The 18,210-nt window shown below is 37.5% G+C and carries 10 protein-coding genes and 1 tRNA gene; 4 read left to right on the top strand and 7 right to left on the bottom strand.

The window, feature by feature from the left end:
* The first annotated feature begins 16 nt into the window (after positions 1-16).
* The 4 genes from ACHRV5_RS17490 to ACHRV5_RS17475 all read left to right on the top strand — a co-directional run bounded on the left by ACHRV5_RS17490 (position 17) and on the right by ACHRV5_RS17475 (position 6,533).
* Positions 17-1,630 carry an MBL fold metallo-hydrolase gene (locus ACHRV5_RS17490; protein ID WP_395427623.1) on the top strand — a complete coding sequence of 538 codons (1,614 nt, stop codon included), beginning with the start codon at positions 17-19 and terminating at the stop codon, positions 1,628-1,630.
* 927 nt (positions 1,631-2,557) lie between these two features.
* Positions 2,558-5,167: a carboxypeptidase-like regulatory domain-containing protein gene (locus ACHRV5_RS17485; RefSeq protein WP_395427622.1), complete on the top strand. Its 2,610-nt coding sequence runs from the start codon at positions 2,558-2,560 to the stop codon at positions 5,165-5,167.
* 4 nt (positions 5,168-5,171) lie between these two features.
* Positions 5,172-6,011 carry a DUF4249 domain-containing protein gene (locus ACHRV5_RS17480; protein ID WP_395427621.1) on the top strand — a complete coding sequence of 280 codons (840 nt, stop codon included), beginning with the start codon at positions 5,172-5,174 and terminating at the stop codon, positions 6,009-6,011.
* Between the two features lie 441 nt (positions 6,012-6,452).
* Positions 6,453-6,533, top strand: a tRNA-Tyr gene (locus tag ACHRV5_RS17475).
* A gap of 890 nt (positions 6,534-7,423) precedes the next feature.
* Here ACHRV5_RS17475 and ACHRV5_RS17470 read toward each other — a convergent pair.
* Genes ACHRV5_RS17470 through ACHRV5_RS17440 form a run of 7 tightly spaced genes read right to left on the bottom strand, consistent with a single transcriptional unit; the run spans position 7,424 to position 18,195 of the window.
* On the bottom strand, positions 7,424-7,972 hold the full coding sequence (locus ACHRV5_RS17470; protein ID WP_395427620.1) for a hypothetical protein: 549 nt from the start codon (positions 7,970-7,972) through the stop codon (positions 7,424-7,426).
* A gap of 7 nt (positions 7,973-7,979) precedes the next feature.
* A complete protein-coding gene (locus tag ACHRV5_RS17465; RefSeq protein WP_395427619.1) occupies positions 7,980-9,233 on the bottom strand; it encodes a condensation domain-containing protein in 1,254 nt (417 codons plus the stop codon).
* Positions 9,230-10,501 (bottom strand): condensation domain-containing protein, encoded by a 1,272-nt coding sequence (locus ACHRV5_RS17460; RefSeq protein ID WP_230002370.1) that lies wholly within the window; start codon positions 10,499-10,501, stop codon positions 9,230-9,232. The genes ACHRV5_RS17465 and ACHRV5_RS17460 overlap by 4 nt, the downstream gene beginning before the upstream one ends.
* A gap of 3 nt (positions 10,502-10,504) precedes the next feature.
* Entirely contained in the window at positions 10,505-12,910 is a 2,406-nt protein-coding gene (locus ACHRV5_RS17455) for a glycosyltransferase (protein ID WP_395427618.1), read from the bottom strand.
* A gap of 10 nt (positions 12,911-12,920) precedes the next feature.
* The gene (locus tag ACHRV5_RS17450; RefSeq protein WP_395427617.1) at positions 12,921-13,685 is read right to left on the bottom strand and encodes an alpha/beta fold hydrolase; all 765 of its coding nucleotides are present in this window, start codon (positions 13,683-13,685) and stop codon (positions 12,921-12,923) included.
* On the bottom strand, positions 13,676-13,975 hold the full coding sequence (locus tag ACHRV5_RS17445) for an acyl carrier protein (RefSeq protein ID WP_047779296.1): 300 nt from the start codon (positions 13,973-13,975) through the stop codon (positions 13,676-13,678). The genes ACHRV5_RS17450 and ACHRV5_RS17445 overlap by 10 nt, the downstream gene beginning before the upstream one ends.
* Positions 13,963-18,195 carry a beta-ketoacyl synthase N-terminal-like domain-containing protein gene (locus ACHRV5_RS17440; RefSeq protein ID WP_395427616.1) on the bottom strand — a complete coding sequence of 1,411 codons (4,233 nt, stop codon included), beginning with the start codon at positions 18,193-18,195 and terminating at the stop codon, positions 13,963-13,965. Before ACHRV5_RS17440 ends, ACHRV5_RS17445 begins: the two co-directional genes overlap by 13 nt.
* Positions 18,196-18,210 lie beyond the last annotated feature (15 nt).

Raw genomic sequence — 18,210 nt, 5'->3', positions numbered from 1 at the left:
AAACTATTTGAAAAAAATGAATAATCAGAAATTGTTTCTAAAGCCAAATGTAGTAATTGAACCATTGTTTGATAATTGGTATGCATGGAGTCACTTGATTTCTCCTGCCACCAGTGCAATGAATATAACAGGTCGAAATTTAAAAATTATGAACTCCTATATTCAGGCACCTTCAGCTCATGCTGCGGCAGTTAAAAACCCTAAAATGTTAGGAGGTCCTTTTATTGATTATGGTGGAAAAAGGGTTGACGAAATCCAGAAATTAAAAGAAGAAACTCTAGAGAAACAAAAAGATATGATTGCTTTTAGTGAAGCGATCAAGACTCTTGACACTCTTTTGAAAAACAAAGCAAAAGGGTATTCTTTAGATCCATTGTACGATGAAATTCCTGAAATACTTAAAGGATATGTAGAACTTTATTATGATCTGAACAATCAAGCCTCTTTTCGATTTTTTGAACCACTTTTGTATCATAGCAAATTTTACAACCCAGCTTCACAAAGTATATTATTGTGGTTAACAGAAAATGATGAGCGTCCTTTTGTTTTAAGTACACCGCGTTTAGCAGATAACGAAAAAATTCATTTGAATATTCCATTTAGCCACAAAGGTCTGGATGCGTTGAGCAAAATGAAGAAAAATCCGGGCGATTTTGATTCTATAAAAGAATTATTAGGAATTAGTGATGAGCAAGCACCTCTCTTTGAGTCCTTTTTTACTACTGAGGCTCCAAAAGAGTACAATAACTATGAAGGAGACAAAGTTAGAATGAGATATTTCGGTCATGCTTGTATTCTCGTGGAAACAAAAGAGGTCAGTATAATGTTAGACCCCGTAATCAGTTATTATGGATACCCTCAGGAAGTAGAGCGATACTCCGATATGGATTTGCCGGATAGTATTGATTACGTTTTGATTACACACAATCACCAGGACCATATTTTATTCGAAACTTTAATTCCTTTACGTCACAAGATTAAGAATATTGTAGTGCCCAGAGCATCTAATGGTGCTTTACAGGATCCAAGTATAAAATTGATGTTAAATGCTATTGGTTTTGACAATGTGATCGAAATTGATGAGATGGAAGCAATCAAATTTAGTGATTGTGTAATAACCGGTGTGCCTTTTGTTGGAGAACATTCGGATTTAAACATACAGGCAAAAATTTGCCATCATGTAAGTGTTGGAGATTTTAAAATGCTTTTTGTTGCAGATTCCTGTAATATTGAGTCCCGATTATATCAGCACGTTCAAGCAGTTTTAGGAGATATTGATGTTCTTTTTCTGGGAATGGAGTGTGATGGTGCCCCTTTATCATGGCTTTATGGTCCGTTGTTAACAGAGAGTTTACCTAGAGATAAAGATATATCGCGCAGATTGGCCGGCTCTAATTTTGAAAAAGGTAAAGGACTTATTAACGCTTTTAATGCAAAAGAAGTATATGTTTATGCCATGGGACAAGAACCTTGGTTGGAATTCATTAGTAGTATAAAATATACCGATGAATCCAATCCGATTGTACAGTCTAATATCCTTATCGAATACTGTAGAGAAAGAAACATTATTTCTGAAAGACTTTTTGGAGAAAAAGAGATTTTTTATAATTACTCAGATGTACTGGTATAATTAAAAGTAGAGATCTTGCATATCATATTTTACAGCATTAAAATACTAGCACGAGAGATATTCGCTTGTCTTCTGATATAGTATAGATTGAAATCTATTTAAGGGATTAATACCGATGTTTTTAGTTTAAGAATCTAAAAATTGACTAAATAAAAAAGCTGCTTCTGATGCATTTCAGAATGCAGCTTTTTATTGTTATAGTTCTTCGATGCAGTACCTTTTTTTTACTGTATTCTCAGATCAAGGATTCGGTGGTGTAATTGTATAATGCCATCATACAATCGGAAATATTTGATGCGTTTTTGTTTTTTAAAAGGCATTTCCCAATATTATTTTCAATAAAAAGAAACCATTCAAGTTGATTTTTCCCAGGCCGGATGACATCTTTAGAGGCATAAATGGGAATCTTTGGGAAAAGAAAATAAGATTTTTACATTTTTATAAATCGGTCATCAGTTTCATATTAAAAACACCTTAATCTGTAAGGTGTTGCTTGTTAGTTAGTTATTTATTCTTAAGGCTTTTCTTAAAATAAAATTACGACTTGTATTTTGGTTTGTAAGTAAAATTATAAAAAAAACAATGTTTTTCATTAGGAACTTTCCTATTTCCGTTTGTTATACTTAAAACAAAAGCATGTCGAAGAAAAGAGTTGTCGCATTTTTAACAAGAAAGAATTTGATAGACAAAAACTTCGATTTTGCATTTGGTTAAAACTTATTTCAATACCGTATTGCAACAAATAAAGTACGGTGTGAATAAGTAAAAAGAAGGTTAAAACGATAATAATAGTAGAAATGTCTAACTTAAAACTTGTAATAAATGGATCATTAAAATAGATTGCTTTTCAATAGAAGAGAAAGAATGTACTTATGTCAAGGGTAGTATAAAACTATCTAATTTAATAATATTTTAAATATAAAATTCATGAAGCATATCATTTTAGCATGCTTTTCTTTATTCAGTTTACGTATGTTTTCCCAAAATGTAACTGTAGCCGTAGATAGTAAGATAACCCTCAAAGAATTATTTAAACAAATTGAAAATCAGACAGATTTAAATTTTTCAGTTGCAGATCAAATTGATACAAATCAAAAATATTTTACAAAAGAAGATATTTATAAAGATACACCAATAAATGAGCTTGTTGTTGCGCTAAACAAGAGCTCTTCTATTGAATTTTCAATTGCAGGGAATTCTATTTTAGTAAAACAAAAAACTTTAAATACAACTAAAAAAAGTAAGTTAAGTGGACAGGTTCTCGACGAGAGTAATCAACCTGTAATAGGTGCCAATGTTTTTATAAAAGAGCTAGCAAGAGGTGTTGTGACCGATGCAAATGGAATGTTCTCTATAGAATTGGAAAAGGGGAGTTATACGGTTCGGATTCGTTCTATGGGTTTTAAAAATATAGAAGAACTGGTTACAATTTCGGATGATATGACAATGAATTTTGTTATGAAAGATGATAGCCAACAATTGGAACAGGTAATCATAATCGGTACGAAAGCAGTTGATATCAAGAATCCTCAAATGAGTGTCAATAAGCTTAATATGGAAGAGATAAAGAGGATTCCGGTTGTTATGGGCGAGGCAGATCCTTTAAAGGCGATCTTGACATTACCGGGAGTTACTAACGGAGGAGAAGCTTCATCAGGATTTAATGTTCGCGGTGGTGCTGCCGATCAGAATTTAATTCTTTTGGATGGTGCTCCGGTATACAATGATTCTCATTTGTTTGGTTTTTTCTCTGTTTTTAATGCAGATATTGTTAGTGGATTGGATTTATACAAAGGAGGTATTCCTTCTAAATTTGGGGGTCGTGTTTCTTCTGTTCTTGATGTGAGCCAACAAACTGGAAATTTTGAAGAATACAAGATAAATGGAGGTATTGGTACAGCATCCAGTAGGTTATTGGTGCAAGGCCCTGTAAAAAAAGACAAAGGTTCCTTTATTATAGCAGGACGTGCTTCGTACGCTCACTTATTTTTGAAAGTGACAGATATTAAGAGTACTGCTATGTTCTATGATCTTAATGCAAAGTTTAACTATCGATTGAGCGCCAATAACACGCTTGCTTTCTCGGGATATTTAGGGAACGATACATTTGAAATAAGCAAACGATTTACCAATTCATATGGGAATACAATGGGTATCTTAAATTGGACCCATAAATTTTCTGATAAATTAGATACAAAGCTAGGCGTCTTTTATAGTGACTATAAATTTAGTCTAGGAATTGAAATGGAAGATTTTGAATGGAAAAGTGCTATTAAGAGTTATGGACTTAAATACAATTGGAATCATTCTCTATCAGAAAAGTTTAAACTTAACTATGGAATTGATGGTTTGTATTATAATTTTAATCCGGGTGTTTTAGAACCTACAACTTCGGATTCTCAGGTTAATTACAGACAACTTGACAAAAAGTTTGCGTTGGAAACTTCTGCATATATTGATTTTGAACATCAGATTACTAAGAAACTTAACCTTCGTTACGGATTGCGTTATAGTATGTTTTATCGTTTAGGTGCAGAAGAGATCAGCACCTATGAAAATGATATGGCCGTAGTATATAATCCAATTTATGATATTTATGAACAAGGTACTCCAACAGGAACAGTTTCATACGGAAGTGGAGAAGTCATAAGCAGTTTTAATAATTTTGAACCACGTTTTGCATTATCCTACGCTTTTAACGAAAATACTTCAGTAAAAGCAAGTTACAACAGGATGGCACAATATGTTCATATATTATCCAATTATCAGTCCCTATCACCAATGAATGTTTGGACACCTAGCGGACCATTTACCAAACCTCAACTATTAGATCAATATGCGGTAGGATATTTTAAAAATTTTAAGGATAATGATTATTCTTTTGAAGGAGAGTTATTCTATAAGAATGTTCAAAATCGTATGGATTATATTGATGACGCAAGTATATTAGGAAATAATAATATCGAAAGAGTTATTCTGAATGGTAAAGCCAGATCTTATGGTGCTGAATTATTATTTAGAAAAAACACCGGTAGATTTACGGGATGGATTTCTTATACATTGTCTAAAACAGAACAAAAAACTCCGGGTAGAACTGCCGATGAGCCAGGTATCGCAAACGGGAATTGGTACTTATCAGGATATGACAAACTGCATAATTTAAATATTGTGACAAGTTATGCATTAAGTCCGAAGTGGTCTTTTAATACCAACTTTGCATTGCAGTCCGGTCAGCCTGTGACGTATTCGAATGGTTACTATGAATTTGGAGGTAGAAATATACCAAATTATGGAGTGAGAAATGCAAACAGACTACCGGTTTATCATCACTTGGATATAGCGGCAACTTATACGCCAAAGCCGGATAAAAAGAAGGGATGGCAAAGTTATTGGGTATTTAGCATTTATAATGTTTACGGTAGAAAAAATGCTGCTTCAATGACGTTTACAACAAACGATGATACAGGAGATAATGAAACAAGAAAGTTATCCATTTATGGGTTTGTACCTGGTATTTCTTATAATTTTAAATTTTAATAGCATGCAGAGATTAAAAAAATATATGTTAAAAAGTAAAGGATTGACTTTGTTTAGTCTTCTTTTTGTTTTGTTCTTTACATCTTGTGAAGAGGTCGTACACCTGGATTTGGATACTGGAGAACCTAAAATAGTTATAGATGCCGAGATACAATGGAAGAAAGGAACAAGTGGCAATAATCAGGTAATAAAGATCAGTAAAATGGCTCCTTATTACAGTACAACTACACCAAAAGTTTCCGGAGCGCAAGTAAGGGTTGAAAACACTAATGGAGATGTTTTTACTTTTACGGAGTCTGCACCGGGTTCCTATGTATGTACTAATTTTGTTCCCGTTATTAATATGGAGTATACTTTGTATGTAACAGTAGAGGGACAAAGTTTTACGGCAGTTGAAAAGTTAACTTCTGTAACTCCAATTAATAGGGTTGAACAGACGCTAATGCCGGATATAACAGGACCGGATTTAATTGTGCTGACCTATTATTTTAATGATCCGGTCGATCAGGAGAATTATTATCTGGTAGATTACACAGGAGACTTTCTGCGTTATCCGGAATACACCTTAACTGATGATGAATCAACAAATGGAAATATTATGAATACCAGTTTTGCAGATGCGGATATGAAGCCCGGGAAAACAGTTGCGATTGTACATCGTGGTATTTCTAAAAAGTTTTACAATTATATGAATCTAATATTGAGAGCGTCAGGCGGAAATGCCTCTTCTACGCCACCAAGTAACATTAGAGGAAATATTGTGAATAGTAATGACGCTAAAAATTTCGCATTAGGATATTTCAGGCTTTGTGAATCCGATACGATTTCTTATTTAGTAGAATAAAAGGTTTTAATTATTGAGGTTGGTTTTTAATTACATCTGGTATATAAAATAATTTATACCAGATGTTTTTTATAGTTTAAGTAGCGTTTTTTTCAGAAACAAGAAGTTACGGGTGTGTCTTTTGCCTGCACTGTCTTCTTGTAATATTGTAAATAGGTTAACAATATTTATCTTTACTTCTTGCTTTCACAGAGCTTTTGGACTTGACAGCTTGATTTTATAAAAAAAAGCAACTTTCTTAGAATAAATTTTCTCACCAGTAAGAGTTCAGTCCTTAGTGTTAAAACAGTTATTTTCAGAATGTTCGACATCTTAGAAAATCAATTTTCAAAAAACACACAAAAGATTCCTGTAAGAGCAGAGGATTTTTATTTGCAAACATGAAAAACATTCCTATATTTGCAACCGCTTAGCACAACTAAGCGCAACAAAACAAGCTTCGGGGAGATACTCAAGCGGCCAACGAGGGCAGACTGTAAATCTGCTGTGTGAACTTCGCAGGTTCGAATCCTGCTCTCCCCACTAAAAAGTCCTAATTTTCATTAGGGCTTTTTTTTGTTCTTTCTTTTTATAGTAATTCCAATATTTCTACTACTGCTTTTCAAAGTTTTGACAGAATCTGGATCAAGTCCGAAAGTTGTGGGGAAGTAAAAATCTCGCAAAGACGCAAAATCGCAAAGTTTTAATGAAAAAACAGAAAAAAAGTTTGAGACTCTATACTATTTTTAGAAATCCAAAGCGAGAAAGTAGAAAACAGAAAGGTGGAGCTTAAAAATAGGAAAAAACTTAGCGGCTTGGCGTCTTTGCGAGATTGTCAAAGCGAGAAGTTAGAAAATTAGGTACTTAAAAAGCTCTGGCCAAAAAGTATATGATGTGCTACTTCTAACAAAAGAAATTTCTAAAAATTATTTCACAACTTTTTAACTTGATTAGAAATTACAGAAGTACAAGATATTTGTTCCTCCACAACAATATGTCTTGATCCCAGAATCTGCCATGCAAATGCTCGTGATAAGAAATCTGAAAGTGATGTCTTTTTTGATCACACATAGGATTTTAGAAAATTTAAAGTACATAACTGAATTAATGCAATCCTGTTAAAATTTGATGTTCAGTTATCCAAAATATTTTATAAAAGGATCATTAAATTTAAAATAGAGCTAAATACCCTAAATACCAAAGCTGACAGGTTTTTGAAACCTGTCAACTTTAATTCACAAAAGCGAAGGAAATAATCTTTTTATTTCTCGACAACTTTAGGATTTGACTTATTTTTTAGTCTTTTAAAAAAAAGCAAAAAAGCCATAATTTTCATTAGGACTTTTTTGGTGAGGAGAGCAGGATTCGAACCTTAAGTTTGAAACTCATATATTTCCGGCGTTTTTTTTAATCTGGTATTATCTACGCCGATATTAAACTCCCCGATAAGAATCATCAACTTCTATTTGCACCTTTGGCAGAGGTTCGTGTAAATGCTTTTTTAGCCTATATATGGGAAGATAAGTAAACAATATCGAAAGTAGACCTGCAAGAACCGCATCCAGAAGGGCCATAAGGGTAGGATCCAATTTATGGTTGACAGTTAGGCTCTGCTGTGCAAGGAGTAATAGAGCTAATACCAGTAAACCGGTTACGATGCCGTGTAACAGACATAACTTTGTTATAAATCTGTTTTTATTCAGGGTATGGTCTATTGCCACTTCGATTGATTCTTTTTCGGCGGCAACAATAACGCGGTTAATGATATCCATTGTGAGGATTACGGGTAAAAATATAGCCATTGGCAATGTTAAACGGGCTAAGCTTTGGGGACCGGCAAAAAAATGAGTATACCCCAATTCTTGAAAACTGGCATAAGCAACAATAAAATTGAAACATACGTTGGGAATGATATAGTAAATCGCGCGCTTTCTTAGAAAACGTTTGAGGGATGTTTTTTTGGACTTGGCTGCTGTTGTCATAAGTAATTTATAAAGAGGAAGTCAGTAAAGCTATGGCCTTGTCTCTAATCTTTAAGGCTTCTTCTTTAGGTAAGAAATCTTGATTGGACATCAACGTAAAGTCCATTTGATCCCGATAGGTAGACGTAACTAGAGTATTTGAATTCAACCAAGGAAATGCTACTGTTGGACTAATGATATCTTCCAGAGTGAAATTTTTATAAGCATTCGGGATCTGAAGGCTACCCATATTGGAAAGTGTAAGATCGTGTCCACCTCGGCTTGATTTTAACAGTCCAATCATTCGATTGACCAGAGGATGCATTTGTTCCCCCATCCATAGCAGTTCCCTGGCGTCCATTTTTTCTATTTTTTGAGTAAGATCCTGTTTGATATGTTTGGCTTGGTCCAGTATCTGGGAGGTATTCTTTTTTAATGATAATTCTACTGTTGGGGCAAAGGCAAACAAGTGGTCTTTTTTAATTTCAGGAATAAAATGGCGGATATCAATTGGACTAATTACTTTTCTTTTCGCTGCTTTACCTTGTGCATCTTGAAAAGCTTGCATAAACGCTGTACAAAGAAGGGCATGTACAGAAATACCACTGTCTTTACATTTCTGCTTTATAAAAGCGGAGTTGGTTGGATCAACTTTCCAATGAATGGCATAATTTTTCCCGAGATTTCTTTTTTTATTTTTGCGTTGCAGCAAAAAGAAGGATTTTGCCAAAAGTAAATAAAGCTTTGCTTTGCGTGTTTTTTTTTGAATATCAAACTGTGGCGACAAAAAATTGTTTACTGATTGAAAGAGCTGATAAGGTTCCAAATCAAGTGTCGGATCATCTATTAAAGCAAGTAATTCCTGCATCAAAGTGACCATACCGGTTCCATCGCAGATGCAATGGGGCAATACCCATAACAATTCTGATAATTCCTGTCCTTTGACCCATACCAATTGACCCAGAGGGGAACCTTCCTCTTTAAACTGTCGATACCATTCTTGCTCGGATTCCGCTAACCAATCAGTGTCTGTTTGACGTTGTACGATGCGAAGCGGAATTGGTTTCATATTTTCCTTGATAACAAAAACAGGATGTTGCTTATCCTGTAAATCAATTGCTGCGCGGAGCAACGGATGTTTGTTTTGGATTTTTGCTAAAGCAATTTGGAGGTGTTCTTTTTGAATCTCACCTTTGATTTTTGCCGTAAACACACAATTTAAAGGGGTGTTGGCATCAATAAACATGATTCGTTCTACTAATAAGAGTTTTCGTTTGATCATGAGGCTGCTTGATAATTTAATCGGCGTTTAATGGAATCAATTAGTTCATCACGAATGGCTAAGGCTTCGTGATAAGGTAAATAACCTTCACTTCCCACAAACGAGAAGTCCATAACACCTTGATAAGTAGAGGTGACCATCGTCGTTGTATTGCCTAGTGGCCCAAGGACTGATGGACTGAAAATAGTTTCTAACGTAAAGGATTGATATTGATGCGGTATCTGAATACGCCCCAAATTGGAAAACATACAATCATTAGACGACTTACCTCGCTTGAGAAGTTTTGTAAAACTGTTTAACGCATTATGAGCAGATTCCATAACCATCATGGTGATATAGGGATTAAGTTTGGCTGTTTTGCGATCTACATAATTCTGCATTAAACGTAAATTGTCTAAGAAATCGAGTTTGGGATTGGAGGATAGGACAATCATCAAACCGAAGGCGAAAATATGATCTTCTTTTACCTGAGGAGCAAAGCGCCTGATATCTACCGGACAAGAAACTTTATTAAAAGCTTTGTCTCCGCGTACGTTTTTAAAGATGTCCAGTACGGTCGCACTTAAAAAAGTATTGACTGTGATTTCTAGTGATTTGCAGTGGGAAATAAGCTGTTGGCTCGTAGTTTGGTCTAATTTCCAATGAATCAGATAGTCTGTTTGTCGATCAATTGCTTTTTTGCTCACGGGAATACATTTGATCGTTAAGGTTGCTAGTCGACCAATCATTTTTGCCTTAAACCTTTGCCTGTTATTTTTTAAAATAGGCGCAGGAACAACATCCTGAATACCTAAAATCGGATTTTCCATGCCTATATCTGCTGTCGGATCATCCAATACTTTTAAAAATTCATAAATTAAAGTGATCGCAGAGCCACCATCACACAGACAGTGATGGAATACAAGCAACATATCTGAGCTATCGTTTCCTTTGATCCACACCAAGCGAATCAAAGGTTTGTTTTTGTAATCAAAGAGTGTATGCCATTCTTGCATAGATTCTTGTTGCCAGTCCTCTTCGCTTTTTCGATCCACAATACGGATCGGAATTGGACTCGTTTGTTCAGGCACTTCAAACCAAGGGACATTCTTCTCATCAATATGAATGTTTGCCCGTAACCAAGGATGTTTTTTCTGAAGTCTGCCTAATGCATACTGAATATCTTTTTCCTCAAATACACCGCGCAGGCGAAAAGGAATAACGGCATGGAACGGTTCTTTTCCTTCACCCAATAACATGCGCTCTCCAAATAATAATCTTCTTTTCATCTTTTATATTGAAGTTAATACCGAACGTTCTTGTTTTACAAAATCTTCCAATAAGGCAACCGCCTGTTCATTACCGCCTGCCGTTAGGAAAGCTGCCTGAACTTCTCTGGCCGCATTTCTGTATTTAGGGTTTTCCAAGAGCTCAAAGACGGTCTCCCTCAGAGCTTCTATTCGAAGTCGTTTGTATCGGATACTGATTCCACAGCCAGCCTGTTCAATTAACTTGGCGGTATGGAAGTGATCGTAAGCGATTGGTGTAATCAACATGGGAAGGCCATTGATAAAGGTGTCGTTTACGGTATTGAAACCACCGTGACAAATCACCATATCCATATGCGGCATCAATGTGGCTTGTGGGACAAAACCATTTACGATAAAATTAGCGGGCCATTCGTCAAATATGTCGGGCGGTGTTGCTGCAATAATAGTAACAGGTTGGTCTGCAAATGCTTCAATGAGTTTACCAAAAAAAGCTTTCCGGATATCCACTAATAAAGTACCCAAAGACACAAATATTTTTGGTGTCGTGCTGGCTGCTAATCGTTCCCAGTCAAAAGGACTATTATTGGGGCGGCCTTTGACCGGACCTACAAATTTGATGTGTGACGGTACAGTTTCAAAACCTGCAAAAGCTTGTGAGGTGAACACCAGGTTTAATTGATGTGAATGTATGAATATACCCTCATCAAGAATACCAACCTCTTTTTGCAGCTCTTTGATGAGGTTTTGTTGCCATTCAAATATTTTAGGAGCACTTTTCTCTGTGTCACCCATCACATCTGGTGGCACAGGGGTTGTCGTCACAGAGGGGATGCGATGTTTGTGTGCGAATAAAGCGCCGCCAAAGGTGATACAATCATTGATAATCACATCAGGTTGCCAGTGATTGTGTAGTGTTTCTAATCCCGGCATCATCATTTTAGCAAAGGGAACATAGGTTTCTTCCAGTGCTAATTTCATGACTTCCGGTCCCGAACAAGAAGGCCCATCATCTTGGCGTTTTAAGATCTGCTGAAGTTCCTGCTGAAAGGGTATAAGGTCTTTCTCGGGATAAATATAGGTTCCTCCTGTTGGAATATGTTCGTCTGCCAGTGGTGTAATGCCAAACCATTTGACTTCATGACCACGAGCAAGTAAACTGGCACCCAAACTTAATGTCGGACTGATATGTCCAAAAAAGGGTGGAACAACAATGAGAAATTTGGCCAGAGATTCGATAGAGGATTGTGCAGGTACTATGGCACGTTCAAGTAGATTTGCGGCGGTTTTTGTTCCGCCTGCCTCTATAAAAGATTGACGTACTTTGAGGGCGGCTTCACGATATTGCGGCTGATTCAAGATAGTATCAACAGCGTTTCTTAGGTGATTTGCTTTAAATCGGTTAAAATTGAGACGTTCACCTGCACCGGTACGTACGACACGTCCTGCAACATGTGATTGATCGTATGCAATTGGAATAACAACGAGTGGCAGACCATGCGAAAGGGTTTCAGAGACCGTGTTGTGTCCACCATGACAAACGACGGCATCTAAATGAGGTAGCAAATCCAATTGTGGGACTTGCGAATAGACCATAAAATTTTCAGGCCATTGATCAAATAGATTGGAATCTGAAACAACTACAACCGTTAAATCTTCGTCCTGAAAGGCATCGATTACTTTTTGAAAAAAGGCTTTCTTATGTTCGTGGTCAAATGTGGTACCTATGCTGACTAAAATTTTTTTCCTTGGATTACTTTTCAATTGCTCCCAGTCAAAAGCACAAGATAAACGGCGTTCTGTTAGTACCGGACCTGTAAATTGATAGTTGGAGGTGAGCTCCATTTCTCCAAAGAAATACGGAGAAGTTAATACTAAAGTAAGCAAATCAGAACAAGCCAACGATTGGTTTTCTTGGACACCGAGTTCTTCTTGTAAAGCCATGATCTGTTTGACTTCCCATTCATGTACTTTCGGTAGCTCACTGATAATCTTGATGGCTGCCGGGGCTGTTACGGAGGTCGCATAAGGACGATTCACTTTTTTTGCCGCTATTGCCGCAGCAAACAATTGATGATCACCGATTACTAAATCCGGTTCATAGGCTTCCAACAGCTTAACGATTCCTTTATAACAATGTCTGTTTAAAGGGATCAAAACTTCTTCATATAAAAACTTGATACTATCAATGCCGTAAACGACTTTCTTTGAGATGATATCCAGATAGTGTTCACTCTCTCTTTTTTCTTCGTCAGTCTGATCGTATTGGATAAGCAATAGTTGTCCGCCTACAGGAAGTTTGGAGTTTAAGTTTTGGTCCAAACTGATCCAGGCTACTTGATGTCCTCTTTCCAAGAGTTCGGCACCAATGCTCAATGTTGGATTTACGTGACCTGTTAATGGGGGAACAACAAATACAAATTTAGCCATGGTTGTGTAATTAATGGTTAGTTAAAAATTGAACAATAGTTTCTGCGATCTGAATGGGCTCCTGAATGGGAATATTGTGATCTCCATCGATGAACTTTAGCTCGGCTGTACCGATTTGAGATTGCAACCATTCTCCTGTCGGTTTGCAATTGGAAGCCGATCCATAGAGTAACAGAGTTGGTATGTGTAATTCGGAAATAGGATCGTGATGTAGAAAATGTTTTTCTTTAACCATATCTGCTTTGATGCTCGTCTGATTAAATAAAAACTCGTATAACCGATGGTTTTTTTCCAACTGTCTTTTTCCCATTTGCATTTTTGTGGTATCCGTAAAATTGGCTACGTAATGTTCGAGAAATTCCTTGCTATAGGCTTCGATAATATTTCGCGCTTCTTCATCTTTCGGATCCGGTGCTTCGATGATAACCAATTGACCTAAACGTTTGGGAGCTATCAAAGCAGTTTTGAGTGCAATAAGCCCCCCAAAACTATAGCCAACTAGGTGTGCTTTTTTGATTTGGAGATAATCCATCATGGCGATTAAATCGGATGACATATTTTCTAAATCATAGCCTTCTAATGTGCGCTCACTTCTGCCATGACTCTTTAGATCATAAAGTACCACATGAAAGTGCTGCGCCAAAATGGGAGCAATGTTAAAATAATAAATAGCAAGATTACTAAACATACCGTGGATCAGTACCACGGTATCTTCAGCCTCTTTATTGAGTTCTTGTATGTGAACTTTTTTATTGTTAACTGTAATTATTGGCATTCGTAGATGTAATTGATGATCTGATTCAGATCAAGATTGATCAGTTCATCAAGATCCATAGAAGACAGCCATCCGGTGAAATCAATTTGATCGCCAAAGTGTGCTTTGATTTTTTCTGAAAAGGAAACAATCTCGATACTGTCCATTTCCAGATCTTTAGTGAACGAACTTTCCGGACTGATATCCATCTCTTCTACAAATTCTTCACCGATAATTTCTGTAATAAAACCCTTTAACAGGTTGAATAACTCCTCATGATTCATTTTTAATGTCGTGTTTAAAGTGTCCATCCGATAATGTAATTTAGGTGTTTGATTGTTTTGATTTCTATTTGATCGATCCATAGATGATCTCCTTGTATGCGTGTTACTTCATATCTTTTTGGGTTTCCTTTTAACCCCGTTCCCAATAATTTTCCATAAGCTTCTTTTACTACCCAAAATCGGGTGGTCCATTCGGCTTGATCTCGTTCTTTTAATAATGCTGATTCGACATCGGTGAATACCAATTGATAAAATTCAGGGCTGCGTTCGGCAATGATTTCCATATCAATGCCAACAGGTTTATCTTGTCGTGCAATGGCTACTGCATCTTTTCCTTTATGGGCCAATGAAATTTGGATCTGTTCCGTGGCATTACCTCTGAGATAAGGTTTGCCTGCGTTATCAGAATAAATTTCAAAGGTTATGGGATAATTGGGTTGATTTTTCTGCTCACTCAATAAATGGCGTACGGCATCTTTTACCGCTACACGACTTACCATCCAATTCTTTCTGCGGTTGGGCAGGAGCTCCTGATAATATTGTTTTTCTCTTTGATTGAAATAACGTTTCAGTATAAAATCCCAAGAAGATACGCGGGAATAGGCCTGATGAAAGAAAAAGACCTGTGGGGCAATTTCTTCTGACAGACGGTTATGGAGTGGCGACATGGAAACATTCCATAAAGCTTCGTCAATTTCTAATCTCCGGTTTTGCCATCCTTTTATGGAGCACCAAACTTTTCCGTTTCTTTGAAGTACAAGGTCAGCGATTGCAAATTCATCGTTTAATTCGGTTAATACACAGGTACATTCAAATTCACCATCCTGATCGTGCATATCTTCGAAGTATTCAATTTGTTTGATTTTTACAGGGAAAGCAATGCGGTCTTTGGTTAAGGTAAGCTGTAACCATAATCCAAATAATTGTCCTGCATTGTCCAATAAGGAACCCTTACCACCATTACCTTTTATTTGTCCGATAATACCTTTCTCTCCAACAGCTGATATAGCGGTAATACCTTGATAGGCTTCACCATGAAACATATGTTTCTCATAAATTTCCAAAGGAGTTCGCTCTATAGGCAATCGTTCGCCTATAGACAGATCAAAAGTAGGCAGTTGAGGATGTGACGCTGCTAAAAATACTTCTGCATTGGCAAAATTCTCGATATCCAAATAAGCGTGATTGTTGGAGCGCCAAATGCCTTTTATTGTTTTTTCAAAAGGTTTGGCAACATTCATCCATTGAAATACACTGACGTGCATGATCTTGTGAATTTTTGTTTCCGGTCGTTCAGCCTGTGCAGCTTCTGCCAGTAATTCGAAAATCATGGTCATTGGAATCACAGGTTCCATATCTGCCACATCCGACCAGCCTTTGGGTTGTCGCAAAAGACTGTGGTCAATCAGATAGGGATGTGTCGCTAAATTGACTTGTAGTATTTTTGAAAAAGGATCGTTAATCACATGTTTTTTCGTTAAGACAGGTGCGGAAATAACAGTTGGTGTACGATTTTGAAACACGTCCAATACTTCTTCCTGCATTCGGATCATATCGGTGATATTATCTTGAAAGGCCTGAACTAATGGATGATTTACTTTTGCATTAGTAAAAACCTCCTTTGGTCGTACGGTATCGATAGCTTTTCGCAAGTTTTTTATGGCTTCAAGATCACGGATAATCGGAGATCCTAATTGTAATTTTATACCCTTTTTCGGTACTATTTTTCTGTGATTTTGAATGTCTAAAAAATCGAGTGCGAGAACTTTTCCTTCTACAAATAATGCGGCTACTACCCGTTGCAACTGGGCAAGAGCTGTTCGGGTGGCTACACTTGAGGCAAGTGTGCTGAATGCTTTTCCTTTTAACGTATCATCAATAAAACCGATTAATCCTCCTGTACCTACCTGAATAAAAAAACGGACTCCTTCGTCATAAAGCTTTTCCGTCAGTTCTCGGAATCTTACCGGTTGTACAAGATGTTCAGCACTTAGTTTACGGATAGACTGCTGATCTGCCGGATAAGGTAGGAGTGTAGTAGCAGACCACAACGGGATTTTTGTTTTTTGAAATTGAACTTTTTCCATACCCGCTAAAATCAAAGGCAATTTATCTGCCACAAAAGGAGAATGAAAGCCGGATTGAAAGGGTAAAATCTGGTGGAATATCTGTTTTGATTTTAATATAGGTGTCAATTGTTGGAGTGCAACAAGAGTACCACACAGGATTACCTGATGCGGACAATTATCATTTGAAACATAAAGATTAGGAATTTGTTCAATCAATGGCGTTATATCCGCAAGACCCGCTCCAATGGCAATGAATTTCGAGTCTTTTAGTTCAAATGTTTTTGGATCAAGGACATCGATCAGATCCTTAACTGAACTTGCTTCGGCCAAGTCTGAAGCATATCCCGCCAACCATTCTCCCATACTATGTCCAGCATTCATATCCGGATAGATTTCCAGTTTTTTTAAAGCACTGTCTAGTATAGCACAATTGTTAAAAATGCCTAATGCGTCGTTTAGCAGTCCTTCGCCCCCAGTTTCTATGGGTGCTGTCAATCCAAAATACCGACTGATTGTTGCGACTTCGCCTTTTTCTAAACCATCCAGCCCCGGAAATACAAAGGCCAGTTTGCCACCAGCCTGTAAAAGGGGAGTGGAGGTATACCATATATCTTGTTTATTGCGCCAAGCATTATTTTTAGACACAATTTTGATTGCCTTTTGGATACGTTCGGGTGTTGGATCAAAGAGTGCAATACGATAATCGCCATCTCCTAAAGAAGTATCGTTATCTTGAAGAGCAGAAAGCAATGCTTCACGAGTGGATCTGGCAAGTAACAATACGGCGTCTTTTTTGGATATATCATAGCCTTCGAGGACTACGTGGGCATTGATGCCTCCAAATCCAAATGCATTTACTGCTGCGATCTTTGGCAGACCTGTTTGTGACCAGTTTTTAGCTTCTTGAACCGGTGTAAATCGGGTGAGCTGCAGGGAAGCAGTTGGGTTTTCACAATATAATGTAGGAGGCAATGTGTCGTGATGCAGGGCCAGACAGGTTTTTATTAAACCCGCCATTCCCGCAGCAGGCATGGCATGGCCTATATTGGATTTGACAGATCCAATACCGGCACGTGCGGCTGTTGCTGCTTCGCCGAAAAATTGAGCCAGAGTTTGTAGTTCTGTTTTATCTCCTAAAGGGGTTCCCGTACCATGAGCTTCCAGGTAACCGATTTGTTCTTTATCTAAATTGGCATGTGCCCATGCTTGTTCTAATGCTTTTAATTGACCTTTTACCGAAGGGCTCATGACACTTGCTCCATTGCCATCACTGCTTACGCCTACGCCTTTAATGACGGCATAAATTTTATCATGATCGCGTACCGCATCTTCCAAGCGCTTCAAGACAACGAAACCACAACCTTCTCCAATGAGTAGCCCGTCTGCATCTTCGCTAAAGGGCTTGATTTGTTGCTGACGCGATAATGCCCCTAATTGACTAAAGATGCTCCAAAATGCTGCATTTTGACCGGTGTGAACGCCTCCTGCAATCATCATATCACTGCGGCCACATTGCAATTCTTGTACAGCACGGTCTACGGCTATAAGAGCGCTTGCACATGCCGCATCAACGGTAAAAGCAACACCTCCAAGATTGAATCGGTTGGAGACTAACGAGGCAACAAGGTTGGGGATTAGCCCCATAGCGGTATCTGCAGAAAACCGTCCTTTGCGTTCCTGAAAGGCTTGTTTTACTTTTTCAACGTCTGCTGGAGATACCTCCGGCAATAGTTCTTGTAAAAGGGAGAAGATCTGTTCGCCTGTACGTACAATTTCAATGGCACGTGTAGCTCCGGGTCCTGTGTAGTTTCCTTTTCCGATGATAATTCCCGTTCGTTCCAATGAAACTTTTTTTTGGAATACACCTGCATCTTCTAGTGCTTTTTGAACAAGATCAAGTGTTAACAGATGGTCGGGTTCAGTGCCTTCAACAGCAAGCGGTAAAATACCAAATGCGGTAGGGTCGAATTCATAATCAGGAATAAACCCACCACGATTACAATAAAAGCGGTCCATAGCTTCCTTGCTATCGCTAAAGTGGATAGGATCGATGCGTTCTGCGGGGGCTACTTCTGTGGAGTCGACTTTATTGATGATATTCTGCCAGAACGCCTCGGCGTCTTTTGCTCCGGGAAACAGGCAAGATAAACCTATAATTGCAATATCTGTTTTTTTCATAGTACACGAATACAG

It is taken from the genome of Flavobacterium sp. FlaQc-52, assembly GCF_044007495.1.
Lineage (GTDB): Bacteria > Bacteroidota > Bacteroidia > Flavobacteriales > Flavobacteriaceae > Flavobacterium > Flavobacterium cupriresistens.
The sequence above is the reverse complement of the archived record's forward strand: the minus strand, read 5'-3'. Positions and strand labels throughout refer to the sequence as shown.

Coding starts and splice junctions, on each gene's coding strand:
- ACHRV5_RS17490 (WP_395427623.1), top strand. CDS start 17: ATGAATAATCAGAAATTGTTTCTAAAGCCAAATGTAGTAATTGAACCA.
- ACHRV5_RS17485 (WP_395427622.1), top strand. CDS start 2,558: ATGAAGCATATCATTTTAGCATGCTTTTCTTTATTCAGTTTACGTATG.
- ACHRV5_RS17480 (WP_395427621.1), top strand. CDS start 5,172: ATGCAGAGATTAAAAAAATATATGTTAAAAAGTAAAGGATTGACTTTG.
- ACHRV5_RS17470 (WP_395427620.1), bottom strand. CDS start 7,972: ATGACAACAGCAGCCAAGTCCAAAAAAACATCCCTCAAACGTTTTCTA.
- ACHRV5_RS17465 (WP_395427619.1), bottom strand. CDS start 9,233: ATGATCAAACGAAAACTCTTATTAGTAGAACGAATCATGTTTATTGAT.
- ACHRV5_RS17460 (WP_230002370.1), bottom strand. CDS start 10,501: ATGAAAAGAAGATTATTATTTGGAGAGCGCATGTTATTGGGTGAAGGA.
- ACHRV5_RS17455 (WP_395427618.1), bottom strand. CDS start 12,910: ATGGCTAAATTTGTATTTGTTGTTCCCCCATTAACAGGTCACGTAAAT.
- ACHRV5_RS17450 (WP_395427617.1), bottom strand. CDS start 13,685: ATGCCAATAATTACAGTTAACAATAAAAAAGTTCACATACAAGAACTC.
- ACHRV5_RS17445 (WP_047779296.1), bottom strand. CDS start 13,975: ATGGACACTTTAAACACGACATTAAAAATGAATCATGAGGAGTTATTC.
- ACHRV5_RS17440 (WP_395427616.1), bottom strand. CDS start 18,195: ATGAAAAAAACAGATATTGCAATTATAGGTTTATCTTGCCTGTTTCCC.